The sequence below is a fragment of the Chloroflexota bacterium genome (genome assembly GCA_016197225.1).
Lineage (GTDB): Bacteria > Chloroflexota > Anaerolineae > Anaerolineales > VGOW01 > VGOW01.
This window is the reverse complement of sequence record JACPWC010000037.1, coordinates 1-24,169: the sequence shown is the minus strand read 5'-3', so window position 1 is coordinate 24,169 and position 24,169 is coordinate 1. Positions and strand designations below refer to the sequence as shown.

The following is a 24,169-nucleotide window of genomic DNA, read 5'->3' as shown; positions in this document are numbered from 1 at the left end:
ACTAATACCCTGCTATTGCTTCTATGTATAAACAATGGGACTATATGACAAAATGCCTAGTCCTGTCAACAACAGGTAGCAGAAAATTTACTTTTCAAATTCATTCCGGCAGAAAATGCAGTCACATCCAATGTGTCACGTTACATTCCGGATGCTAAAGAGAATTGACGTGTTAAACGGCGGGGGACAAATTATCGCGAGCGTCAGGCTCTTTTCTCGCGCTCTCGCCCATCATGGTCGCGCTTCCGGTTATTAGCGCCCACAAGGCCAGCGGCAGGCCGATGATCTGGAACCCGCCGTTGGTGACGACGTTGTTCTGGGCCATCTGGTCGGCGTTGTGGGAGGCGGCCAGCCAGTTGATGGTGATGACGACCAACAAGGCGTAACCGAAGTACATCAAGCTGCGAGACTGGCGCGGAAACGATCGGGCTTCGGTGTTGAGGCTGAAGCGGTTCCCGGCAGACATGACATTGAGAAAGATGCCAACGCTGACGACGGCGACCCCGGCTCCCAACAGGCCAAACAGGGGCGAGAGCGGGTCGGCCAGAAAATCGCGAAACTCAAGCGCCCACAGCAGAATCGTGGCCGCCGTCAAATACAACAGCCGGCGCGGAGACAATCGGCGGGCGAGGGCGGCTGTGACGAAAATGCTTGTCAGAATCAACGTCATGAAAGTGGAGAAGTGTTCGTAGCGAAATGACAGCGCGCCCAGCGGCCGGCCGGGCCGGGTGACGGCCCCCCAGAATGCCCACAGGCTGAACACGAACAGAAACAGGGCGCGCCCCGGAAACGGACGGCGCTTGATCGCGGCCCATAGCCACATTGCCAACCCGAGGAACAGGGCGAAAAGCGCGGCAAAGGTTTCGGTCGGCAACAGGCTGATGGCATTAGTGAGGCGCACGAAGATGCCAAAGATAAGGTCGGGATTGAGATTGAAGGCGATGGCGACGACGGCGAACAGTTGGGCAATGAGGGCGTTGACCTGAAGAACGAAGAAAACCGCAAACAGCATGAGGGCCAGCGCCGGGACTATCCACCAGGGCAGTTCGTCGGGCGGGGAGGGGCGTTGAGCGCGGACGAAGATGACCAGCAGAAGCAGGGCAATGACGACGGCGCCCCAACTGAAGGCGATCTCGTCGCCGTTGAAGAGCGGGACGATCCATTGGGCGATGAAGCGACCCACCAGCACGACGGCCAACCCGGCGATCCACAGCCGCCTTGCCCGGCCCGTTCCCGGTTCTGGAGCGTTCTTCATCCGGCCTGCGATGGCCTGAGTGAGCGTCAGGCCAAGCCCGGCCATTTCGACGCCGCCCAGCACCAGGTATGGCACAAGAAAGTTGAGGATGGCGTCCAGGGCTTCGGTGAGCAGGAGCGCGTTGGACGAAGACGTGGACTGGAGAGCCTGGCCGCTGAGTTGGATGCCAAAGTAACTGGTGAACAACATGAGGGCGATGAGGCCGAGGACGATCGGAAATTCCAGGCCGGGCCGGACGGGACGCCGCCAGCGGATGACGAACAGCGCCAACAGCGCCAGCCAGCACCCGGTTTGAATGAGCAAGGCCAGGGTGCTCCACAGATTGAGGCCGAGGCCGCCGAACGTTATTGCTATTTCAAGCAGGACATCGCTCAACAGGTGAAGCACGAAGCTGAAGTTGAAGAGGGCGAAGAGGAGCAGGGCGGCAAGTTTGGCAACCCACTGGGCGTGAAGCGCGCCGCACAACAAGTAGGCCCAGGCCAGGGCCAGCAGGCCGATGATGACGGGGACGATGAGGATGGGAACGTACAGCCCGGCCAAAGCATTCGTGTAGAGTATGAGCGGTTGCAGAGGAGAGAGGGCGCGCCAGAAGTCGCTGAGGGGCAGAGCGAGGCAGAGAAGGAGGGTGAGCCACAAGCCGAACCGGATAAGCAGACGGAAACTGCGGGGCGCGTCGGCCAACGAGATGGAGCCGGCGCGGACATTGCCCCACACCATCATTTCCCAGGCGTCACGCATCAGCGCCCAAAACAGTTGGCTGAGGGCGCGCAGGAGGCGCGGGGCGAGGCCGAGGAGGTTGGGCATAATAAAGCGCGGGTGGAAGTTGAACTTCCGCCCGAACATTGTTCACTTATCTTTCTACCGCCAATGCGTAAAGTGTTGTGCCATTGACGGCAAATACGAGGCCGGGCAAAACGACCGGGCCGACGAAAGTGTTCACGGCTGTGCCGGGCCGGAAGTTTGAATGCAAAGAGCCGGTTTGAGCGTCAACAGCATAAGTTGTGCCGCTGAAAGTTGTGAAGTACACCACGCCCTCTTGCAGGTGAGTGTTGCTCTGAATGGCGGCGTCAGCCTGAAAGCGCCAGCGCAACGCGCCGTCTTCGGCGTTGTAGGCGTAGAGCTTGCCATCCTTCGCGCCGATAAAAATCGTGTGGGTAGCCGGGTCATAACTTGGCCGGTTTTTGAAAAACAGAACCGGGTCATCCTGCTTCCAAAGCGTCTTGCCCGTTGTTGCGTTCAGGGCGATGAGCGTGACAGTCTCGCCGTCCGAGCCGCCGGCGTAAAGAACGCCATCGTAAACTGCCAGACTCCCTAAACTGAGGAACGGCTCTGACCGCCATTTTTCTTCGCCGGTAGCCCGGTCGAGGGCGTAAATGTTGCGCCCGGTTGCGAACAATGTTTCTTCAGTCAGCGCCACGAAACCCGCGCCGTTCTCAATAGGTTGCGTCCAAACGGTTTGGCCGGTGACGGCATCCAAGGCCGTCACCTGGCTGTTAACGCCGGCGCTTTGGACGTAAACATGCTCGCCATCCACTGCCGGGCCAAAATTAAATTGGCCTCCAACCCTCACCTGCCAGATCGCTTGCCGGGTGTTGAGATCAAACGCTACCACTTTTCCTTTGTCGGTAACGAGATACAAATTGCCTCCATGCACAACCGGCGCCGGCCCGTCAACCGTCTCGCCGAGTTGAAGCAGGCGATTGCTCTTCTGCGTCTCCATCTCAATTGCAACCAGGTCGCCCTCGTGCAAAAGAGCGTAGAGTTTGCCGTCGGCATAGACCGGGTCTGCCGATGGCGCGTTGAACTCATTCACATCGTTGAGTTCCTTCTCCCAAAGCAGGTTGAGCAGGAGACTGGCGGCCTCAGCGGTCGGCTGCAGGGCAAAAATTTCGCTGTCTTGCGTGGTCAGGTAAATCCGCTCGCCGTCCCAGGTTGGCGAGGCGCTCACATCTGCGCCCAGCTTCAGGGTTTGGCGGACTTGACCCGTGTCGGCTTCGATGATGTGTAACATGCCGTCGTAATCGGGGACGAGCAACCGGTTTCCCAGCAACAAGGGTGAGCCGACGATGCTGGGGGCGACGTTTCTCCACTCCCAAACCATCTCGCCCGAACGCCGGTTGAGCGCTCGCACTTCGCCGCCGTCGTCGGCCACGAACACAAGTTGTTCGCCGACAACCGGCGAGGCGGCGAATCCAAAACGGGTCTCGATGGACCAAAGCTCGTTTCCAGTGGCGGCTTCCACGGCCACAAAACGCCCGCCGGTGGAACCGGCATACACGATCCCATCCGCCGAAACGGCAGGCGCGGCGGCAACAGGTGAGTCGAGAGAAAACCGCCATCGGGCTTCGCCGCTGATCCGATTCAGAGCGTACAAGATTGAATCATCGGAGCCAAAAAAGATCAGGTCGCCGCTGAGGGCTGGTGAACTGACAATGCGATCGCCGGCGGTGAACGACCAAAGCGTTTCGCCGGTGGTTGCGTCGAGGGCGTGGAATGTCCGATCTTCCACGCCAAGGAAGAGCACGCCGTCGGCGATGACGGGCGATGTTGCGACGTTGTCGCCGAAGCGACGGCTCCAGAGATAGAGGCCGTGTTGGGTTTCGAGAGCGTAGAGTGTTTTGTCGCTAGCGCCGATGTAGACGATGCCGTTAGCCACGGCGGGCGCGGCCACGAGCGCGCCTCCGGCGGTGAACTGCCAGCGCGGCGCGCCTTGCCCGGCCTCGTAAGCAGTGAGCACACCCGACTGATCGGCGGCAAACAGCAAGCCGTCGGCGACGGTGGCCGAAGCCGTGAAGGGTTGTTCGGCTTTGAGGCGGTAGACGATCTTGAAGTCGGCGTTGGGCAGAATAACAGCCGGGTGAGCGCCGGTGCGGGCGAGGTCTTCGCGGAAGACGGCAACAGAAGATGAGGATTGGAGAATTGGAGGGGCGGCGGCCCCGGAGAGGCGGGTGCTGTTGAGAAGTTCAAGTTGTTGAATCAAGTTTCCCTGACCGTCGCTTTCCTCAGAGCGCACCAGCCCTACATCGCGCACAAACCAGGAGAGTGTTTGATCATAGAGTTGATCCTGAAACCGCCACTCGATGAGAACGATGACGGCGCTGACGGCTTCTCCGTTTGGCAGGGTGACGGTTTCTTCGCCTTGCCTTGAAAGACGATAACTCAGCGCATTTCCGTTGAGGGTTGTTTCGTTGCTCAACGGTTGGGCAAAGAGGTCATCGGCCCAGATGGAGATCGCCGGTTGAAACAAGTTGACGTTGCCCTGCAGATGCCGGGCGATGAGGAGCAACTGGCTTCGGCCTCGGGCGTAGAAATCTTTGGAGGTGATGGTTTGTCCGCTCCCTTGCCAGTTGGTGAAGATGGACTGAATTTGCACTGCCTGGCCGCCTTCGCCTTGAAGCCTGGCGTAAGGAATGGCGTCGGTGTCGGGGCGGACGACGTTTTGGGACAGAAAGCCCTGACTACCGCCGGCGTAAGTGACGCGATAGAGGCTGGCCTGGCCCGGCTCAAGGTTTACGTAGCGGTCAAGTTGCGAAGGGACGAGGTCGGCGGCAGTGAAGACCAGGGCTAGGCAGATGCACAGGCTCAGGCCCAGCAGGCTGATGGCGATGGTGAAACAACCGAGCCAGGACTCGCGTTTGGGCAACGGGGTGAGGGTGGACATGCCGCGTCTCACAGTTTAAGGGCGACGATGATGACAATGACGCCGTCGCTGAAGGCTTCGATGCGAGCGGTGGTAGGGAGTTTGGGCATCATGCCTTTGCCCCCAACGCCGCCTGCGCCGCCGCCAGCCGCGCGATTGGAATACGGAAGGGCGAGCAACTGACGTAATTCAGCCCGGCGCTGTGGAAGAACGTCAGGTGACGTCTATATCATCGCTTTTGATAAACTTCTTTGCGATGGCCGATGCTGTGAATGACGACGACTTTCTCTTTGCGGATGATCCCGTAAATGATGCGGTAGTCGCCTTCGCGGAGCTTGTAGAGTCCGGACAGTTCGCCCCTCAAGGCTTTGGGCTTAATGCTATCCAGATTTTCGGCCAGCCAGCGAATGCGCTCGACAATCCGGCGGGCGACAGGCTTGTCAAGCGTTGCCAGTTCGTGACTCGCCGCCTTCAGAATTCGAACGGTGTACATGGCGGTCAAGCCAGCCCAAGTCGCGTTACAACGTCTTCAAACAGTTCACCCCGTTCGCCTTTGACAACGGCCTTCTTTTGAGCCGTGCTCGCCGCACACGCCAATTTTGAGATCGGGGCGGGTCGCCCGTCCGCGCTCAACGCCCATTGTCACGAGTTGGCCCACGCCGTTCACGTCAATCGTCTGAAAGGGATCGTCGGAGAGCAGGCCGCGATCCACGTAACCCGGCAGGAAGCGCGACGAGTCGTCGCGGCTCAGGCCCAACGTGGTTTGCGTCAGGTCGTTGGTGCCGAAGGAGAAGAACTCGGCGTGTTTGGCGATCTCGCCCGCAGTCAGCGCGGCGCGCGGCAGTTCGATCATCGTCCCAACGGTGTAGGCGACGCGCACCCCGCCATGGCTGGCAAACACTTCGTCGGCGATACGGCGCACGATCTCCTCTTGCTGTTTGAATTCTGACGTGAAGGCGACGAGCGGGATCATCACTTCGGGGATCACTTTCACTCCGCGCTCCTGACAACGCACGGCGGCGGTGAAGATCGCCCGGGCCTGCATCTCGGTCACTTCGGGAAAGATCACGCCCAGCCGACAGCCGCGATGGCCGAGCATGGGGTTGGCTTCGGCCAGCCGTTCGACCTGAGCCAGGATCGCTTCTTTAGCGTTGATTTGCTTGAGCAGGGAATCGATTTCTTCGAGACTCGAGGCCAGCCGCAGTTTCAATTTGAGATCGGTGATCGTCAGCGCCGTCTCTTCGTGGCGCGGCAGGAATTCGTGCAGAGGCGGGTCGAGCAAACGGATGGTGACGGGGAAGCCGTCCATGGCGGTGAAGATGCCGTCGAAGTCCTGAATCTGCAACGGCTCCAGCTTCGCCAGCGCCTCGCGGCGGGCGACGACGTTGGGGGCCATGATCATCTCGCGCATGGCCTCGATGCGGCTGCCCTCGAAAAACATGTGCTCGGTGCGGCACAGGCCAATGCCTTCCGCGCCAAACTTGCGCGCCACCTGAGCATCGGTCGGTGTGTCGGCGTTGGCCCGTACTTTCAAGGCGCGGAACTCGTCGGCCCATTTCATGACCGTGTAATAGTAGTGATCAAGTTCGGGCCGGATCGTCGGCACGTCGCCCAACAAGACGCGGCCACTGGTTCCATCCACCGTGATCCAGTCCCCGCGCGACACTTTGGCCTTGCCCGCCGTGAACAACTGCTGGCCATAGTCAATTTGCAATTCGTCGCACCCGACGACACAGCACTTGCCCATGCCTCTGGCGACCACAGCGGCGTGACTCGTCATCCCTCCGCGCGCCGTCACAATCGCCTGCGCCGCCACCATGCCGTGAAAGTCGTCGGGGTTGGTTTCGTGGCGGACAAGGATCACTTTCTCGCCGGCCTCGCCGAGAGCTTTGGCTTCATCGGCGTCGAAGATAACTTTGCCTGCCGCCGCCCCGGGGGAGGCGGGCAACCCGGCGGCCAGGGCTGTGGCCGTGGCCGCCGGATCAACGATGGGATGCAGAAGTTGTTCGAGTTGCTCCGGGCTGACGCGCATCAGCGCTTCTTTGCGCGAGACGACGCCCTCGTTCACCAGATCAATGGCAATGCGAGTGGCGGCCTTGCCGGTGCGCTTGCCGCGCCGCGTTTGCAACATCCATAGCTTGCCGCGCTCGATGGTGAATTCCAAATCCTGCATGTCGTGATAATGATTCTCAAGTTGGCGCGCGGTCTGCAAAAATTGGCGATAGGTTTCGGGCATGGCCTCGGCCATTTGTTGAATGGGGAGCGGAGTCCGAATCCCGGCTACCACGTCCTCGCCCTGGGCGTTGGTGAGATATTCCCCGAACAGTGTCGGCTCGCCGGTGTTGGGGTTGCGGGTGAAGGCCACGCCCGTCCCCGAATCTTCTCCGGCGTTGCCGAACACCATGGCCTGCACGTTCACTGCCGTGCCCAGCGTGTCGCTGATGCGGTTGACCCGGCGGTAGTCAATGGCCCGGCGGCTCGACCACGAGTCGAATACGGCGGCAATCGCCATCCGCAGTTGTTCTTCGGGGTCGTCAGGGACGTTCTGGCGAGTTTCACCGAAGATGATCTCTTTGAATCGATCCACGATGGCTCTAAGGTCGGCGAGGGTGAGGTCGGAGTCGCGGTGGACTCCGGCGCGGGCCTTGACGGCCTCCATCGCTCGATCCAATTTTTCTTTGGGCACGTCCAGAACGATGTTGGCGAACATCTGCGCAAAACGGCGGTAAGCGTCCCAGGCGAAGCGCTCGTCGCCGGTGAGGGCGGCCAGACCTTTGAGGGTGTCGGCGTTGAGGCCCAGGTTGAGAACGGTGTCCATCATGCCGGGCATGGAGATGGGCGCGCCGGAGCGGACGGAGACGAGCAGAGGGTTGCCGGGGTCGCCGAATCGTTTGCCCGTTTTTTCCTCCACCACTTTCAGCGCCGCCTTGCTCTGCGACCACATGCCTTCGGGGAAGAGCTTGTCGTTGGCGTAGTAGGCGTTGCAGGCGGCAGTGGTGATGGTGAAGCCGGGCGGCACGGGCAGGCCGGCCCGCGACATCTCGGCCAGGCCCGCGCCCTTGCCGCCCAGCGTTGAACCCATGCTCCGGTCGCCTTGCTCGAAGAGATAGACCCAGGTATCCACAATCACCTCCGTTACATGTTGCGTAGCGCGTATTGCGTATTGCGTAAACGGAATACGCAACACGCAATACGTTACTCCACCCAATCAAACGTCCGCGTCACGGCCTTCTTCCAGCCGGCATACAACTTCTTGCGTGACTTCGCCGGCATAGCCGGAGTCCATTCCTTGTCTTTGCCCCAGTTGGCGCGCAAGTCTTCCACTTTGCCCCAGAAGCCGACGGCCAGCCCGGCGGCGTAGGCCGCGCCAAGCGAGGTAGTCTCGGCCACTTTGGGGCGGATGACGGGCACGCCGAGCACGTCGGCTTGAAACTGCATGAGAGTGTCGTTGAAGACCATGCCGCCATCCACTTTGAGAGCCTTGAGTTTGACTCCCGAATCTTTGTTCATCGCATCCAGCACTTCGCGAGTCTGATAGGCCGTCGCTTCGAGCGCGGCGCGGGCCAGGTGGCCCTTGTTCACGTAGCGCGTCAGGCCGACGATGGCCCCGCGTGCGCTGTCCTTCCAGTACGGCGCGTAGAGGCCGGAGAAGGCCGGGACGAAATAGATGCCGCCGTTGTCGTCCACCGTCCGGGCCAGCGATTCGACGTCGCCCGATTTTTCGATCAGGCCGAGATTGTCGCGCAACCATTGCACCAGCGCGCCGGTGATGGCAATCGAGCCTTCGAGGGCGTAGACCGGCTTCTCGTTTCCAATTTTGTAACCGAGCGTGGTCAGCAAGCCGTTTTTGGATTGCACCGGCGTGTGGCCGGTGTTGAGCAACATGAAACAGCCGGTGCCATAAGTATTCTTCGCCTCGCCGGGCGAAAAGCAGGTCTGGCCGAAGAGGGCGGCTTGTTGATCGCCCAGGTCGCCTGCCACCGGCGCGCCGCCCAACGCGCCGACGGCTTGACCGTAGACTTCGCTGGAGGCTTTGATCGCCGGCAACATCGCGCGCGGCACGCCCATGATTCTTAGAATCTCGTCATCCCAGTCGAGCGTCTTCAAATTCATCAGCATCGTGCGGCTGGCGTTGGAAACGTCGGTGATGTGGACGCCGCCGTTCGGGCCGCCGGTGAGATTCCAGATCACCCATGTGTCCATGTTGCCAAACAAAATTTCGCCTTTGCGAGCGCGGACCTTCGCGCCCGGCACGTTGTCGAGAATCCATTTGATCTTCGGGCCGGAGAAATAAGTGGCCATGGGCAGGCCGACTTTGCGGCGAAAACGATTCTGGCCGCCATCCTTCGCCAGCCTGTTGCAGATGTCGGCAGTGCGCGTGTCCTGCCAGACGATGGCGTTGTAGACCGGCTGACCGCTGGCCTTGTCCCACACCACCGTCGTCTCGCGCTGGTTGGTGACGCCGACGGCGGCGATGTCTTTAGGATTAATATTGCCTTTAGCCAGCGCCCCGGCGATCACTTCCTGTGTCCGCGCCCAAATTTCGAGCGGGTTGTGTTCCACCCAGCCGGGCTTGGGATAAAGTTGCTCGTGTTCCTTTTGATGAATGGCGGCGACGTTCCCGGCGTGGTCGAAGATCATGAAGCGAGTGCTGGTTGTGCCCTGATCAACGGCGGCGGCGAATTGGGGCATGAGGGTCTCCAAAAGTTAGAGTGTTGAGTCAGAGTTATAGCAGATTTGGTTGTTACGCGAAACCGAGAAATTCTGGGTGAAACCGTCACTGCAAGTTTGGCTTATCGCCCGGCCCCAACCGCGCAAACAGAACGCATCCGATCAGGCCGGTCGCCAACGCCAGCCAAAACGGCAGAACTGGCCGCGCGATCCACAGCAGGCCACCAATGAAACCGGCGGGCAGAACGGCCAGGTTTACCAGTGACTCGTACAGACCCACGTGCTGGCCGCTTCGCGCCGGGTTCACCAAGTCGGAAATCAACGCACTGCGGATCGGATTGCCGGCCGCTTTCAAACCCGAAATGACGTAGCCGGCGAACAGCCACAGCCAACTCGGCGCAAACACAATTGTGATCGGGAAGAGGGCGGTTGCCAGAAACGACATCAGCAGAAGTTGCTTGTAGCCCGCCGCATCCACTAGCTTCGCCAACGGCCCGCGAACCAGAATGGCGACGCCAGCCTCGACGGCCAACAACAACCCAAAGCCCCAGTACGGCGCATTCAAAATTTGAATGGCATACAACACCAGCAGGGCGCGCGGCAGAACTTCGGCGTAGCGCACCAGAATTTCGCTGGCCAGCAGACGCTTGAGGCCGCCGTCCATCTCCTGCCAGATGCCAAAGATGCTTTTCGCCTCAGACAACTTTGTGTTTGACTGATAGCCAGCGCCTTGAAGAAACAGAGTCAACATCGCCGCCGCCAGCGTGATCCCCAGCCCGACTCTGACTCCAGCCTGCACATCGCTCAACAACGTGATGAGCAAACCACCGGCCACAGGCGCGATCAGCAGAGGCAGGCGAGTGATCACTTCCTGAGCGGCAAAGTTGAAGGCGCGGCGCGAGGCTTGCGGGGCCGCCGTCTCGGCCAGCAGGCCGGTGGTGGCCGGAACCACAAACGCCGGCCAGACCATCACAAACGGCAGGCCGAGAAACACAATCGAGAAGTTGGGGCTGATCAGATAGATGAAATAGCCAACAGCGGCGGCCACGTTGGCCGTCACCAGCGCCCGGCGCAGGCCGAAGCGATCCGTCATCCATCCGCCAGGAAACTGATAGAGCGCCTCAAAGAAGGTTTGCAAACTGCTGAACGCGCCGATGACGAGCGCGCCCGCGCCCAGCGCCCGCAGGAACTCCGGCGCGAAGCCAAACCACATGTTCTGGCCGAGCGAGAGGATGATGACCGAGAGGGTGAGGACAGTGAGGTTTCGGGAAGGGGACATACTGGCGAAAAAAATCAAGCCGCGAATTTCGCTAATTTCGCGAATAAGTTCAATTCGCGCCAATTCGCGTAATTCGTGGCTAAAGGTTTTGATTTCCTGTTGGGTTTATCGTTGCCGTGAAGCTCTTTCAGTTATTGACTCAAGGCGCTTGCCACCAAGTCTGGCACTTGCGCCAGGGCTTCAGCCAGACGTGACGGGTCTTTGCCGCCGGCCTGGGCCAGCGTGGCCTTGCCGCCGCCGCCGCCGCCTACCGCTTTAGCAATCGTCTTGACGATCTTGTTGGCGTCCAGCCCGCGCTTCACCAGATCGTCGGTCACGGCCACGATCAGCGTCGGCTTGCCGTCGCTCACCACGCCCAGGGCGGCCACGCCGCTCGGCACTTTCTGGCGGAACCAGTCGGTCATCTCGCGCAAAGTGTCGGCGCTCACGCCGTTGATGTTGGCAGTCAGCACCGGCACACCTTTCACCTCTTTCACTTGCGACAGCAGTTTGTCAAAGTTGTGTTGAGCCGACTCGCGCCCCAGACGTTCGATCTCTTTCTTCGCGTTCTGCAAATCGTCCATCAGGTTCAGCAACTTGCGATCCACCTCGTCCGGGGTCACGCCGATGTAAGCCGCCATTTTATCGAGCACGGCCAGCCGCCGCTGGATGATCTCCTGCGCCGCCCGACCGGTCACGGCCTCGACCCGCCGCAAGCCGGCCCCGACCGAGCCTTCGCTGGTGATGATGAACGGGCCGATGTCGGCGGTTTCGGGGACGTGGGTGCCGCCGCACAACTCGTAAGAGAACGCTTCCGGCTCGCCGATCTTGATCGTCCGCACCACGTCGCCGTACTTCTCGCCAAAGAGCGCCATCGCGCCTTCGCCAATCGCCTCCTCGCGAGCCTTGAACGCAATTTGTACTTCAAAATTCGCCAGGATGGCGTCGTTCACGTTGCGGCTGATCGCGTTCATCTCATCCTGAGTCACCATGCTGTGATGAGTGAAGTCGAAGCGCAGACGGTCGGGCGCGACGAGGGACCCGGCCTGCCGCACGTGGTCGCCCAGCACGTAACGCAATTCGCAGTGCAACAAATGGGTGGCGGTGTGATTGCGCATGATGTCCCAGCGCCGGTCAAAGTCCACTACCACCCAGGTGCTCTCACCTTCCTTTGGCGAACCGTGTGTCACCTGGCCATGATGGACGATGATGCCCGACACCGGGCGGGTCACATTCTCGATCTGAATCTCCCACTCCGGTTTCTCGTCCGACTCGTTTCGGTAGTGGGCAATCGTCCCAATGTCGCCCACCTGGCCGCCCATCTCAATGTAAAACGGGGTTCTGGCGATGACCACTTCCACCTTGTCGCCGGCCTTGGCCCTGGCGACTCGCTTGCCATCCACCAACAATGTCAGCGCCGGCTCTTCTACTTCGGTCGAGCCGTAAGGGTTGTATTCGACTCCGTCGGAGCCAAGCTTGCCTTCGGCTTGCAGGTCGGCCAGCAGTTTGTGATAAACCTCCGCCGACTCGCCGCCGATCTCGCCCATAGCCTGACCTGCGCCCGAGGCCAGCTTGTGAGCATCCATAGCCGCCTTGAACCCGGCCTCGTCCACCTCAACGCCGCGCTCGCGGGCGATGTCGCGGGTGATTTCGAATGGCAAACCGTAAGTGCCGTACAACTCAAACGCCGTGCCGCCGTCGAGCATGGCTTTGCCGTGCGCGCCCAAATCGGCCAGCCGCCCTTCAAGGTTGGCAACGCCAGTGTCCACCGTGCGCTGAAAACGAATCTCTTCCTGAGTCAGCGTTTGCAGAATTGCGTTCTTGTTCTTTCTCAGTTCAGGATAAGCGTTGCCATACTCTTCGATGACCGTCTCGGCGACCTTCGCCATAAACGGATCGGCGAAGCCGATCTTGCGCCCGAAGCGGGCGGCGCGGCGGATGACCATTCGGCAGACGTAGTTGCGGTCGGTGTTGCCGGGGACGACGCCGTCGGCGATGAGGAACGAGGCGGCCCGGGCGTGGTCGGCGACCACCCGGTAGGGGGTCAGGTTGGCGGCCCGTTCGTCGTCGTTGTGTCCGGCCATCTTCTGGATCGTCGCCAGGATCGGCGTGAAGAGGTCGGTCTTGTAGTTTGAATCCACGTTTTGCACGACGGAGACGATGCGCTCCAGACCCATGCCGGTGTCCACGTGTTTGCGGGGCAGGGGCGTGAGGTCGGTCGGGTTGGTGCGGTTGTATTGGATGAACACCAGGTTCCACAGTTCGAGGAAGCGTTTGCAGTCGCCGTTCACCCGGCAGACGTGGCCGGGCACGCTCTGCATGTCACAATATTCGGGGCCGCGATCAAAATGGATTTCGCTGTCGGGGCCGCAGGGGCCGGTCTCGGCCATCTCCCAAAAATTGTCTTTGCGGCCAAAGTAGAGAACGTGCGACGGGTCGAAGCCGGGTTGTTGCTTCCAAATATCGGCGGCTTCGTCGTCGCGCGGGATGACGCCTTTCTCGTCTTCAAAGCAGGTCGTCCACAGCCGGTCTTTAGGCAGGTCGTAGACTTCGGTGAGCAGTGTCCAGGCCCAGGAAATGGCTTCGGCCTTGTAGTAGTCGCCGAACGACCAGTTGCCGAGCATTTCGAAGAAGGTGTGATGCGAGTCGTCGCGGCCCACATCGTCCAGGTCATTGTGCTTGCCGGCCACGCGCAGGCACTTCTGCGAGTCGGCGGCGCGAGTGTAAGGGCGCTTGTCGGTGCCGAGGAAGACTTCTTTGAACTGCACCATGCCGGAGTTGGTGAAGAGCAGAGTCGGGTCGTTGCCCGGCACCAGCGGCGCGGATGGAACGATGGTGTGGCCCATCTCGGTGAAGAAATCGAGAAACGCCTGCCGGATTTCGGCGGCGGTGGTTGGGCGCTTTGAAACTTTGGTGGACTTCTTTGTCATTCGAGTGTTGCTCCAAAAATCGGTTATTTGTTATTGGTGAGGGGGGATTATACGTGAGAATGGCTTGCGAGGGGGGAATCGGTGTTGATTTAGCGGCTCTAATCCGCCCTTACCCTTTGATTCTAAGTTGATCCTGATTCTGCCGGGGCGCTTCCCCGGCAGAGTCAAAGGGAATCAACGAACAAGGAATCATAGCGGATTAGAAACTGAACCAGCCGTCTCAAATTCTGAATGTATAATCAGCCACATAGGGAGCATGAAAATGAGTTCAAATCTGCTTGGCGAAAGCATTTCTCACAGTGAAGTGACGAATATAGCGGCGCATGGCTTTTGTGCGTTGGAGAACCCAGAGCGATTTCCATTGAAGTTTGTGCCATAACCTTGACTATGACTCTCTCTCTCGACCAACAACTCGCCCTCCTGATGCAGGGCACCGAATACGGCGACGAAAACCTGGCGAAGGCCATGGAGGCCGAACTGCGGGCCAAGCTGGCCGAAGGCCGCCCGCTGAAAGTGTACTGCGGCTACGACCCGCGCACCGCCGACCTGCACCTGGGCCACACCATCACCATGCGTAAACTGCGCCAGTTCCAGGAACTCGGCCATGAGGTGAGTTTCCTCATCGGCTCGTACACCTCGCTCGTGGGCGACCCGTCCGACAAGGACAAGACGCGCCCGGTGATGACGATTGAGGACGTGAACCGCAACTCGGAGACTTACGCCGACCAGGCCGCCCGCATCCTCGACATGTCCAAGACCAGGCTTGTGCATAACGGCCAGTGGCTGGCCGACTTGAAATTGATTGACCTGATCAAGCTCGGCCAGAGCTTCACCCTCCAGCAATTTTTGGATCGCGAGAATTTTGCCAAGCGGTTTGAGAAGGGCGAGCCGATCTTTTTGCACGAGACATTTTATGCGCTGATGCAGGGCTACGACGCTGTGGCCCAACACACCGACGTTCAGGTGGGCGGCACGGATCAACTGTTCAACATCATCACCGCCGGGCGCAAACTGCAAGAGGCCTTTGGGCAGAAGCCGCAGGTGGGCATCATCATGGGTATCCTGCCCGGCACCGACGGCGTGGTGAAGATGTCCAAGAGCCTGGGCAACCACATCCCGCTCAACTCCACGCCCGAAGATATGTACGGCAAGGTGATGAGCGTGCCGGACGTAGCGATGAGCAAGTTCTTCCGTCTGACCACACGCTGGACGCCGGACAAGGTGGCCGAAGTGGAAGCCGGCCTCAAGGCTGGCGCGCACCCGCGCGATGTGAAGATGATCCTGGCCTGGGAGATCACGTCGTCATTCTACGGCGATGCCGCCGCCGACGCGGCTCAGGAACACTTCCGCACCGTGTTTCAAAGAGGCGGCCTGCCCGACGAAATGCCGGTTGTCAAACTGGAAGGGACGCCGAAGTTAGTGGAGTTATTGGTTGTTAGTAATTTGGTGAAGAGCAAGAATGAGGCGCGGCGGTTGATCGAGCAGGGCGGGGTGAAGCTCGACGGCCAGACCGTGAACGATGTCAATGCGCTGGCAAGCGAGGGTATTCTGCAAGTAGGCAAACGCGCCTTTGTGAAAGTCTCGCGCTGATGAGGCGCTTCTTCTCGTCATGGGCCTGGTTGTTGGCCCTCTTCTCAATCGCCGGTTTTATCGAAACAATGTTTTGGGGACAGATGAGCGGGTTCACGCCGCTCTACTTGCCCAAACTCGGCGTCGCGCCTGAACAGGTTCCAACCTGGACAGGCGCGATTGCGGCGCTGTCGGGCGCGATAGGCATTCCGTTTTTGCCGCTGTGGGGCGCGCTCGCCGATCGTTATGCGCGACAGCCCATCATCGTCCGCTCGTTTGTTGCTCACTTGATCGCCGGCGTGCTGGCTATCCTGGCTCGCAACATCTGGGTGTTTGTGCTGGCGCGGGCGGCGATGAGTTTTGCGCTCGGCAACAGCGGTCTGATGATGACGACCCTCACCGAGCGCGCGCCTCGCGAGCGCCAGGGTCTGTCGTTTGCCATCATGAACAGCGCCGCGCCGCTTGGCGCATTCGTCGGCCCGCTCCTCGGCGGCCCTATCGTAGACAAATGGGGCTTCCCGGCCCTCATCGGCGTCAACACCGTCCTCATGGCCGTCGTCATTCTGGCCTTGTCACTCGGCTATCGCGACTCGTTTCGCGGCACTGATCGTGGCCCGCTCTTTCAAATGGCCGTCGACTCGGTTCGCATCATCGGACAGTCATCGCGTCTGCGAGTCTTGTTCATCGCCCTCTTCATCCTGTTCGCAGGTTGGATGATCGCCTTCACCTACGTTCCTCTGGCTATCACTGCGTTATATTCGGGAGACGATCCAGGCACGGCCATTGGCATTGTCCTCGGCGCGGGCGGGTTGGTGACTCTGATCCTCAGCCCGGTGGTTGGATCGTTGGCTGACCGCTTCGGCCACTGGCGAGTGTTGATCATCGGGGCCGCCGCCTCGGTTGCCCTGTGGCCGCTTCCGGCCCTGACCCCCAATCTCGTCCTCTTCACCATTGCCTGGGCCGCCCTCAACGGTGTGATGTCGGGCGTGTTTGCCATCTCGTTCAGCGTCCTCTCGGACTCGGCCACTACTGAGGTGCGCGGGCGGGTGATGTCGTTCGCTTATTTGCCGGTCAATGTTGGCTCGATGATCGGCCCGGCCATTGGCAGTGTGGCGACTCAGATCAGCGTGTTCGCCGTCTTTCCGGTGGCGGCAGTGTTGACAGCCCTGGGCGTTGGAATGTTGGCTGTCGCCCGGCGGCGATAAAGCTATACTGCGCGCGTTTTCTTCTACGAAGTCACACGAAGCCACACCAAGGCTTCGTGAAACTTCGTGTGTCTTCGTGGATTCGAAAAAAGCGCGACCTGTGGCCGCTGGCGGCATATTTTACTTCAACGCCAGAGCGGCAACCTGGGCCGCCTCTTCACCCGTTCCGTCTTCCAACAACACACAAATGGCAAACGAGTCATCGGGCGCAAAGCCGATGAACCAACCTACTGTGCCGTCGCCAAAGCCGGAGGGAAGGGTGGCGGCATAACCGGGCAGAGGCAGGCCGGCCTGAACGCCGTTCAACTCAAACTCGATTCGTAATTCGTCGGCCACGTCGGGCGGGATGACGGCGACGGGGTGGCCGGTGACTGGCTGAGGGGCGCAGCCACCAAGTGCCTCGGCGCAAATGGCGTCAATCAATCGTGGCGCGGGCATTTCGCCTTTGTTGACGAGGGCGGCGGCAAGCAGGGCCAGTTGCAAAGGCGAAACTTTGTCACCCTCGGCAGCGAGGGTTGGAATGGGCAGGCTGGGCGCTGAAGAAAGATCGAGAGTAGATGGAAAGAGGGCGAGCAGGTTGCCCGCCGGGTAAACAGCGGCGGCCCGATTGATCAACGGCCCGTTGGCGTCGGCAGTGAAGCTCTCAAAGTCGGCGTCGAGTTTGGCCGGATCGAACGAAGGCGACGAAGCCAACGCCAGCAGATCGCCAGTGTGTGGATCAATGACGACAATGGCGCCCGGGCGGTTGGCCAGGGCGTTGAAGGTTGCGTGTTGCAGGTTGAGATCGAGAGTGAGCTTTACGTTGCGGCCAACCTGTGGCTCGCCCAGAAGATCGTGCCGCCACCGGCGCTCAAGATCGCCGAGGCCTTCCTCGCCGCTCAAGGTTGAGTCGGCGGCGGCTTCGACTCCGCTCAGGCCATAACGAAACGAAGCGTAGCCAAGCACTTGCGCCGCAGAGGTGTCGTAGTAGCGCACGTAATCACCCGGTTCACCTGTCGTCCCAGCCAGCACGGCGTTGTTGCGATCCAAAATGATTCCGCGACGGATTCGATTGTAGAGGATAACGGTTCGCGGGTTGTCGTCGCGGCTCACCAGCGACTCGCGGGCAACAAAATTCCAGTAGCCGGTGGCCAGGCCCAGCCCGGCGAAGGCCACAAGAAAGAAAACGGCCAGATCGCGAATCGGGCGGAGCGGGTCAGGCGGATTGGGCATCGTCGGAGAGTTTGAGGAGCAGGCCGATGATGATGAAGTGGGCCAGCATGGACGAGCCGCCGTAACTGAGGAAGGGTAACGTCACGCCGGTGAGCGGCAGAGCTTTGATCACGCCGCCGACGATGAGAATGGATTGCAGGCCGATCAGCGCCGCCAGGCCGCCGGCCAGCAAGCGCCGGAACGTGCCACGCGCCAGGATCGCGGCGCGAAAGCCCCGGAACACGAGAGCGGCCACCAACCCAATGGCGGCCAAACCGCCGATCAGACCCCATTCTTCAACGATCGCCGCGAAGACAAAGTCTGAGTGCACAACCGGAATCACCGTCGGCGACCCGATGCCGAAACCGTTGCCAAAGAGTCCGCCGTCGGCCACGGCGATGAGTGACTGGACGATTTGAAATGAGCGCCCGGAGGGATCGGCAAACGGATCGATCCAGGCCTCCACGCGCAGGCGCACCACGTCAAATAGAAAATAGGCGAGGCTCGCGCCGACGATCAACAGCAGGCCGCCAATGATCAAGTAGCGGCGCTGGCCGGTGGCGAGGTAGAGCAGGGCGATGAAGACGGCAAAGATGAGCGAGCCGGTTCCGAGATCGCGCTGCGAGACGAGCAGGACAATGGAGAACGTCCACATCAAAATGATGGGGGCGAGCAGGGGCGCGGTCACCACGCCTGTGCTTGAACCTTTCTCGGCCAGATAGGCGGCGAGATAGACGACGAAGAGAAGCTTGAGGGCTTCGGAGGGTTGAAAGTAGAGGCCGCAACAGCCCAGCCACAAGGTTGGGCCGCCGCCCGAGGGGTTGACTCCGGCGATCAGAGTGAGGGCGGTGAGACCGAGCCCGGCCACCAGCCACAAGTAACGGTAACGCCTCAGCCAGCGCAAGTCGCCCGGCGCGTAAGTGACGAGCAACATTCCGGCGACACTGATGGCGAGCCAGATCGTTTGCCTCAGACCAAAGGCCGGGGCCAACCGCCAGATCAGCGCCAGCCCCCAGCCCGACAAGAACATGACGAGCGGAAAGAGAAGCGGATCTCGATGAGGCAGGCGGCGTGCGAGCAAAACATGGCCGGCAACGGCGCACATCGCCCACACGCCGAGCGAGGCGATATATCCAAGTGGAAACGCTACGTCCCAATGGGCCAGCCGAACCGCAGGCGCGAGGCCCAGCGCGGCAAAGGCGACGGCCACGAAGCTGAGGGCGAGAGCGAGGAGAATCGTTTCTTGGCGGCGAGAGGCGAGCACGGTGAATAGTGAGCAGTAGGCAGTGAACAGTAATCAGTAAACAGTGAGCGGCCTCCTGCCGGACTGTTCACTGCTCACTGTTTACTGGAGATATTTCCCGACAATCGCCCTCAACTCATTGCGCGCGCTTTCAGGGATGCGGGCGCGGTCGGTGATGAGGGCGTCGGCCAGGGCCGAGCCGCAGTGGCAGTTGCGCTCGGAGCGCAAGTTGCCGGTCAAACCGGCAATGGCCTTCTGGGCGACCGCTGTGTTCCGGGTCAGAATGCGAATGACCATCTCCACCGTGACCGGCGCTTCGGAGACGTGCCACACGTCGTAGTCGGTGACGTGGGCCATGCAGGCGTAGCAAATTTCGGCTTCGCGGGCCAGAAAGGCCTCAGGGCTGGCCGTCATGCCCACCAGGCTCATGCCCCAACTGCGGAAGGTCTGGCTCTCGGCTTTGGTGCTGAAGCGCGGGCCTTCGATGGTGATGAACGAGCCGCCCTGATGAACCGGCGCGCCGGTGGCTTTGACCGCCTCGTAGAGTTGAGCCGAGAGGTCGGGGCAGAACGGGTCGGCTACGCCGACGTGAGCTACCAGCCCGCGCCCAAAGAAACTGCGCTCGCGGCTCTTGGTGTTGTCGAAAATCTGGTCGGGGATGACGATGTGACCGGGCGCGTAATCTTCGCGCAGTGAGCCACAGGCGCTCACCGAAACAATGCGCTCCACGCCCAGCATCTTGAGAGCATAAATGTTGGCCCGGTAGTTCACCTCGGTAGGCGAGAAGCGGTGGCCTTTACCATGCCTTGCCAGAAAGGCCACTTGCTTTCCTTCAAGCGTGCCAACGACGATTGGGTCGCTGGGCGGACCGAACGGAGTGACAATGTGGCGCTCTTCGGTGTGGGTTAGCCCGGCCATGTTGTAGAGGCCGGAGCCGCCGATGATGGCGAGAGAGATTTTATCGGGCATGAGGAGGCTCCTTTGAGGCGTATAGTGTGAAATGCCAAACGACAAACGTCAACCTGTCTACTTGTTTCCCCTCACTCCACCTCCAACTTAAACTGCGCCCGCCCCAGCCCCACCACGTCGCCGGTGCTGACGACGGTAGGCGTGGTGACGGCCTGACCGTTGAGGGTGGTGCCGTTGCGCGAGTCCAAGTCTTCCAGCCACCACTTGCCGTTGCGATGGGTGATGAGGGCATGTTCAAGCGAGGCCGTTTCGTCGGGCAGGGGAACGGTGTTGGTGGGCGCGCGGCCAATGGAGGTGAGCGGCAGAAGCGGGAACGTTTCGCCGAGCGACGGCGAAGGCAGGTCGCAGGCGATCAAGACGAGGCGGCCACGCGCCCGGTCGCGGGCCTGAGCGCGGGCCAGGGCCTGGCGTGTGTCGAGCCACAATAAATATAGAATGCCGCCGAGAAATGTGTAAAGCAGGAGCGCTAAAACTAGACGAAGCAGGAACAGCGCGAAAGCGGGGGACATGGAAAGGATGAAGGAAGAAGGCAGAATTATGAAAGAGGCAACGAACCTGTCATTGCGTTATTCATCCTTCATCCTTCGTAATTCATCCTTCATTTTAGGCCTGGCATCAGCGCGAGTCTGCATGGGGCGGGTGTGGCCGGTGTCTTCGGGGTTGCCGCCCGGTTCTTCTTCGCCGTAAATAAGCGCGACCCCGGCCAGCGAGATCACGTCGCCGGGGCGGAGCACACATTCTTCCACGCGATCGTTGTTGACCGACGTGCCGGCGGCTGAACCGAGATCGTAGAGCACCCAGCGGCCATATCGCTGGCGAAGCTGGGCATGATGGCGTGAGACTCGCGGGTCATCCAGAATCACGGTGTTGTCGAGCCGCCTCCCCAGTGTGATGACGGGCCGATCCAATTGCAAGTGCCGGTCGCCGCCCACAATCAAGTAGGCTTTGGGCGCGCGCTGGGCCGGGAGCGGCGTGTTCATTGAGATCATGGGCTGGGTCGGCTCTCTGGGTTGGGCCGGCGCCGGGTCAACGCGAATGCCGTTAAGTTCAACCTCGGCGTTGGCTTCGATGACGACTGCTGGCGGCGCGGCCAGAGTCAGATCAAGTTCGCGGGCAAAGATCACCAGCTCGTCGGTCAAACGTTGAGTCAGTTCGGGTGAGGCCGTTTGCAACGCGGCAACGTCATCGGGGTTAAGATGAACAACGTAGCGGCTCGGCGCCAACCGCGCTCCGCCGGGGCCGGGCAGGGCGTGGTCTTCCATAGCTCGCGCCAGCCGCACGGCCACCTCGCGGGCCTGAAGCCGTCCGGCCAGCAATCGCGAGAGCGTGCCTTCCACTAATTGCTCGATCTGAGCCTCTAAAATAGCCAGACGATTGCTCATGGCGGGGATTATAGCATGGGAGGTGCCGGGGAAAATTTACGGCCCGAACACTTGCACGCTTGAGCAAGTGTGGGACAATGTGACGACGAATGGCAAATGATAAATGACGAATGACAAATAACAAATTACCAATAACCAATCATTCACCGGGCAAACAAATTCGCCTGACAACGCTGGCCTCGTGCGCCGGTTGAGCGGCCAAACTTGATCCTCAGGTTCTGGGGCAAGTAGTCCGTTCGTTGGGCGAACTGTTTCAACCCAAAGACTACCCGGCTCTGCTGGTTGGCTTAAACGCGCCCGATGACGCCGCCGTCTACCGCCTTAACGACGCGCAGGCCATCATCTCCACCACCGACTTCTTCCCGCCGGTTGTTGATGAGGCTTACGAGTTTGGAGCCATTGCGGCGGCCAACGCCCTCTCGGATATTTACGCCATGGGCGGCGAGCCATTGTTCGCCCTCAACCTGGCCGCCTGGCCGGACGATGTTGACCCGGCCCTGCTCGCGGACGTTTTGCGCGGCGGGGCCGAGAAGGTGAAGGAGGCCGGGGCGGTTGTCGCCGGCGGCCACACCATCACCGACCGCGAACCCAAATACGGTCTGGCCGTCACCGGCCTTGTTCATCCCGACCACATTTTCACCAAAGGCGGCGCTCGTCCTGGTGATGCCCTCATTCTCACCAAGCCGCTCGGAACCGGGGCCATCACCACCGCCATCAAACGCGACCAGGTCGGCGAAGCTGATGCCAGCGCCTGCATTGAAAGCATGATGAAGTTGAATCGTGACTCGGCCCGCGCCGCGCAGGAATTCGGTTCAGCCATTCGCGCCGTCACCGACATCACCGGCTTTGGCCTCGCCGGGCACGGCCACGAAATGGCCCATCTGTCCGGCTGTGCGATCCGGCTTGAATTTGCTAAACTACCCTGGCTACCCGGCGCCGAACGTTATGCCCGCGAGTGGATTTTCCCCGACGGCGCGGAACGCAACGAACATTATTATTCGCAATGGGTAAAGCTCGAACGCCAACTGGCCGACTGGGAACGAATGTTGTTGTTCGACCCGCAAACCAGCGGCGGCTTGTTAATTGCTCTGGACGCGAACCGGGCCGACGAGTTTCTGCGCCGCGCGCCGGGCTGGAAGATTGGCCAGGCTGAGAGCGGCCTGGCCGGTGAACTCATCTTCTGTTGATACTTGATTGAAGCGATGGCCTCTAACAGCCCACGCGTGACCAAGCGAGACCTGCCCCCGCCCACCGGCTTTGACGACGGGGAAGCCGCCACTCGCCCCGACCCCTCCCTCTACAACTATCCTTCTGCCGAGCCGGCGCCACCCACACCCGCCGCCGAACTCGAAGCCGTCCGTCAGTTAAGCCTGAGCCTGACCGCCAGCCTCGATCTGCCAACCGTTCTGGAGACCATCCTCAAAATCGTCTTTCAATTGATGAAAGGCGCGAAGAACGTTCACGTCTTCAGCTACGACTCCGAAAATGATCGGTTGACGTTTGGCGCCGCCGTGCGCTCCGATGGCCGAAAAGCGGCGCCCTGGCCTGCGCCCCGGCCTCACGGCCTCACTTACACAGTCGCTCGCGGCGGCGAAACCGTGGCCGTGAGCGACATGAGCACCCACCCGCTGTACGCCAGCGCCCCCGGCCACTGGGGCGGGGCCATCGTCGGCCTGCCGCTCAAAATTGGGCAACGGGTGGTGGGCGTGATGAACGTGGCCTATCCCCGCCCCCACACCTTCTCGGAAGCAGAGTTGGCAACCCTGCGCTTGCTGGCCGACCAGGCCGCCCTGGCCATTGAAAACGCCCGCCTGTATCAGGTTGAGCGGCGGCGCGCCGAGCAACTTGTCGGTTTGCATGAAATCACCCGCGCCCTGGGTGTGATCACCGATTCGAATGAAAGCTACGGAATCATGACCCGGCGGCTGGCCGAACTACTGGGCGCCCGACTCTGCTTGCTGTTGTTCTATGAGCCGCACAAAGCCGAACTCTGCGCCAAACCTGCCGCCTACGGCATTGACGATGAAACCCTGCTCACGATTCGCTACTCCCTCCACGACGCGCAACAGATATTGGATCTGCATCGCCACGACGTGTTTGTAGCCAATCACCAGACCGACAAGCCCGAACTGTTTGACCTGCTGGCCCGCCATCTGCAAATTGACTCCCTGATGGTCGCCTCCATTGGCCGGATGGTGGGCCTGATCGTCATCGCCAACAAGCCGGGCGGCTTCAACAACGACGACGCCCGCCTGGTGAGCATCTTCTCCAACCAGACCCGGGCCTTGATCGAAAATGCAGAGTTGTTCGCCGAAATGAGTGAAACACTCAGCCGCGAAAAAAGACTGAACGACATCTCGCGCGTTATCGGCGGCACGCTCGACCTCCCCAGCGTGCTCTCGAACATTGTTCGCCTGGCCGCCGAACTCGTCGGGGCCGACGCAGGTTCACTGGGCCTGGTGTCGGCAGACGGGCAAATCATAGACTTCCCTTACCTTTACAACTTGCCAGATATCATTCTCGGCCCTTTGCCAAAAGGCCAGGGAATTGCCTGGCACGTGATCGAGACCGGCGAGCTGGTATTGCTGAGAGACTATAGCGCTCATCCAAAGGCCAACCCGCCTTTGATCGAAGCTGACGTCAAGGCATTTATCGGCGTGCCGGTGGTGGCCGGCGATGTTCGCCTGGGCGCTTTGGGGTTGTTCAGCCTCGACCCGGCGCGCGTTTTTGGCAAACGCGATCTGGCCCTGGCCGCCTCCATCGGGCGGCAGGCCGGGGTGGCAATTCAGAATGCCCGGCTCTTTGAGGCCGAGCATCGCCAGGTTGCGGCGCTCACTGCCCTGCACGAGACCAGCC

Annotated in this window: 17 protein-coding genes; 4 read left to right on the top strand and 13 right to left on the bottom strand. The window is 60.7% G+C overall.

Annotated elements, in window-relative coordinates; all coding sequences use genetic code 11:
* Positions 1 to 172: 172 nt before the first annotated feature.
* The 8 genes from HYZ49_06780 to alaS form a co-directional block, all read right to left on the bottom strand.
* Positions 173 to 2,059 carry a hypothetical protein gene (locus tag HYZ49_06780; protein ID MBI3241982.1) on the bottom strand — a complete coding sequence of 629 codons (1,887 nt, stop codon included), beginning with the start codon at positions 2,057 to 2,059 and terminating at the stop codon, positions 173 to 175.
* Positions 2,060 to 2,105: 46 nt separating this feature from the next.
* Entirely contained in the window at positions 2,106 to 4,916 is a 2,811-nt protein-coding gene (locus tag HYZ49_06775; protein MBI3241981.1) for a PQQ-binding-like beta-propeller repeat protein, read from the bottom strand.
* A gap of 8 nt (positions 4,917 to 4,924) precedes the next feature.
* Positions 4,925 to 5,074 carry a hypothetical protein gene (locus HYZ49_06770; GenBank protein MBI3241980.1) on the bottom strand — a complete coding sequence of 50 codons (150 nt, stop codon included), beginning with the start codon at positions 5,072 to 5,074 and terminating at the stop codon, positions 4,925 to 4,927.
* Positions 5,075 to 5,124: 50 nt separating this feature from the next.
* The gene (locus HYZ49_06765) at positions 5,125 to 5,388 is read right to left on the bottom strand and encodes a type II toxin-antitoxin system RelE/ParE family toxin (protein MBI3241979.1); all 264 of its coding nucleotides are present in this window, start codon (positions 5,386 to 5,388) and stop codon (positions 5,125 to 5,127) included.
* Between the two features lie 45 nt (positions 5,389 to 5,433).
* Entirely contained in the window at positions 5,434 to 8,022 is a 2,589-nt protein-coding gene (locus HYZ49_06760; protein ID MBI3241978.1) for a pyruvate, phosphate dikinase, read from the bottom strand.
* A gap of 68 nt (positions 8,023 to 8,090) precedes the next feature.
* Positions 8,091 to 9,587: a glycerol kinase GlpK gene (glpK, locus tag HYZ49_06755; protein MBI3241977.1), complete on the bottom strand. Its 1,497-nt coding sequence runs from the start codon at positions 9,585 to 9,587 to the stop codon at positions 8,091 to 8,093.
* 85 nt (positions 9,588 to 9,672) lie between these two features.
* Positions 9,673 to 10,845 (bottom strand): MFS transporter, encoded by a 1,173-nt coding sequence (locus HYZ49_06750; protein MBI3241976.1) that lies wholly within the window; start codon positions 10,843 to 10,845, stop codon positions 9,673 to 9,675.
* 131 nt (positions 10,846 to 10,976) lie between these two features.
* Positions 10,977 to 13,754 carry an alanine--tRNA ligase gene (alaS, locus tag HYZ49_06745; protein ID MBI3241975.1) on the bottom strand — a complete coding sequence of 926 codons (2,778 nt, stop codon included), beginning with the start codon at positions 13,752 to 13,754 and terminating at the stop codon, positions 10,977 to 10,979.
* Positions 13,755 to 14,141: 387 nt separating this feature from the next.
* On the opposite strand from alaS, the gene HYZ49_06740 reads away from it, so the two are divergent.
* Both HYZ49_06740 and HYZ49_06735 read left to right on the top strand, forming a co-directional pair.
* The gene (locus tag HYZ49_06740; GenBank protein MBI3241974.1) at positions 14,142 to 15,344 is read left to right on the top strand and encodes a tyrosine--tRNA ligase; all 1,203 of its coding nucleotides are present in this window, start codon (positions 14,142 to 14,144) and stop codon (positions 15,342 to 15,344) included.
* The gene (locus tag HYZ49_06735; GenBank protein ID MBI3241973.1) at positions 15,344 to 16,528 is read left to right on the top strand and encodes an MFS transporter; all 1,185 of its coding nucleotides are present in this window, start codon (positions 15,344 to 15,346) and stop codon (positions 16,526 to 16,528) included. Before HYZ49_06740 ends, HYZ49_06735 begins: the two co-directional genes overlap by 1 nt.
* Before the next feature lie 120 nt (positions 16,529 to 16,648).
* Here the strand turns inward: HYZ49_06735 and HYZ49_06730 are convergent, their stop codons facing one another.
* From HYZ49_06730 to HYZ49_06710, 5 genes are all read right to left on the bottom strand, one after another.
* Positions 16,649 to 17,740 carry a hypothetical protein gene (locus HYZ49_06730; GenBank protein MBI3241972.1) on the bottom strand — a complete coding sequence of 364 codons (1,092 nt, stop codon included), beginning with the start codon at positions 17,738 to 17,740 and terminating at the stop codon, positions 16,649 to 16,651.
* Positions 17,724 to 18,983: an FtsW/RodA/SpoVE family cell cycle protein gene (locus HYZ49_06725; GenBank protein MBI3241971.1), complete on the bottom strand. Its 1,260-nt coding sequence runs from the start codon at positions 18,981 to 18,983 to the stop codon at positions 17,724 to 17,726. The genes HYZ49_06730 and HYZ49_06725 overlap by 17 nt, the downstream gene beginning before the upstream one ends.
* An 81-nt stretch (positions 18,984 to 19,064) precedes the next feature.
* Entirely contained in the window at positions 19,065 to 19,931 is an 867-nt protein-coding gene (gene mtnP, locus HYZ49_06720) for an S-methyl-5'-thioadenosine phosphorylase (GenBank protein MBI3241970.1), read from the bottom strand.
* Between the two features lie 71 nt (positions 19,932 to 20,002).
* Positions 20,003 to 20,440, bottom strand: coding sequence for an FHA domain-containing protein (locus HYZ49_06715; GenBank protein MBI3241969.1), 438 nt, complete (start codon positions 20,438 to 20,440; stop codon positions 20,003 to 20,005).
* Positions 20,441 to 20,497: 57 nt separating this feature from the next.
* Positions 20,498 to 21,313, bottom strand: a complete 816-nt coding sequence (locus HYZ49_06710; protein MBI3241968.1) for a DUF3662 domain-containing protein — start codon at positions 21,311 to 21,313, stop codon at positions 20,498 to 20,500.
* Between the two features lie 110 nt (positions 21,314 to 21,423).
* On the opposite strand from HYZ49_06710, the gene selD reads away from it, so the two are divergent.
* Both selD and HYZ49_06700 read left to right on the top strand, forming a co-directional pair.
* Positions 21,424 to 22,500, top strand: coding sequence for a selenide, water dikinase SelD (gene selD, locus HYZ49_06705; GenBank protein ID MBI3241967.1), 1,077 nt, complete (start codon positions 21,424 to 21,426; stop codon positions 22,498 to 22,500).
* A 15-nt stretch (positions 22,501 to 22,515) separates the two neighbouring features.
* A partial coding sequence (locus HYZ49_06700) for a GAF domain-containing protein (protein MBI3241966.1) occupies positions 22,516 to 24,169 on the top strand: 1,654 nt, incomplete at its 3' end.

What these genes read in the sequence shown, in the direction of transcription:
- HYZ49_06780 (MBI3241982.1), bottom strand. Translation starts at nt 2,059, where the DNA reads ATGCCCAACCTCCTCGGCCTCGCCCCGCGCCTCCTGCGCGCCCTCAGC.
- HYZ49_06775 (MBI3241981.1), bottom strand. Translation starts at nt 4,916, where the DNA reads ATGTCCACCCTCACCCCGTTGCCCAAACGCGAGTCCTGGCTCGGTTGT.
- HYZ49_06765 (MBI3241979.1), bottom strand. Translation starts at nt 5,388, where the DNA reads ATGTACACCGTTCGAATTCTGAAGGCGGCGAGTCACGAACTGGCAACG.
- glpK (MBI3241977.1), bottom strand. Translation starts at nt 9,587, where the DNA reads ATGCCCCAATTCGCCGCCGCCGTTGATCAGGGCACAACCAGCACTCGC.
- HYZ49_06750 (MBI3241976.1), bottom strand. Translation starts at nt 10,845, where the DNA reads ATGTCCCCTTCCCGAAACCTCACTGTCCTCACCCTCTCGGTCATCATC.
- alaS (MBI3241975.1), bottom strand. Translation starts at nt 13,754, where the DNA reads ATGACAAAGAAGTCCACCAAAGTTTCAAAGCGCCCAACCACCGCCGCC.
- HYZ49_06740 (MBI3241974.1), top strand. Translation starts at nt 14,142, where the DNA reads ATGACTCTCTCTCTCGACCAACAACTCGCCCTCCTGATGCAGGGCACC.
- HYZ49_06735 (MBI3241973.1), top strand. Translation starts at nt 15,344, where the DNA reads ATGAGGCGCTTCTTCTCGTCATGGGCCTGGTTGTTGGCCCTCTTCTCA.
- HYZ49_06730 (MBI3241972.1), bottom strand. Translation starts at nt 17,740, where the DNA reads ATGCCCAATCCGCCTGACCCGCTCCGCCCGATTCGCGATCTGGCCGTT.
- mtnP (MBI3241970.1), bottom strand. Translation starts at nt 19,931, where the DNA reads ATGCCCGATAAAATCTCTCTCGCCATCATCGGCGGCTCCGGCCTCTAC.
- HYZ49_06715 (MBI3241969.1), bottom strand. Translation starts at nt 20,440, where the DNA reads ATGTCCCCCGCTTTCGCGCTGTTCCTGCTTCGTCTAGTTTTAGCGCTC.
- HYZ49_06710 (MBI3241968.1), bottom strand. Translation starts at nt 21,313, where the DNA reads ATGAGCAATCGTCTGGCTATTTTAGAGGCTCAGATCGAGCAATTAGTG.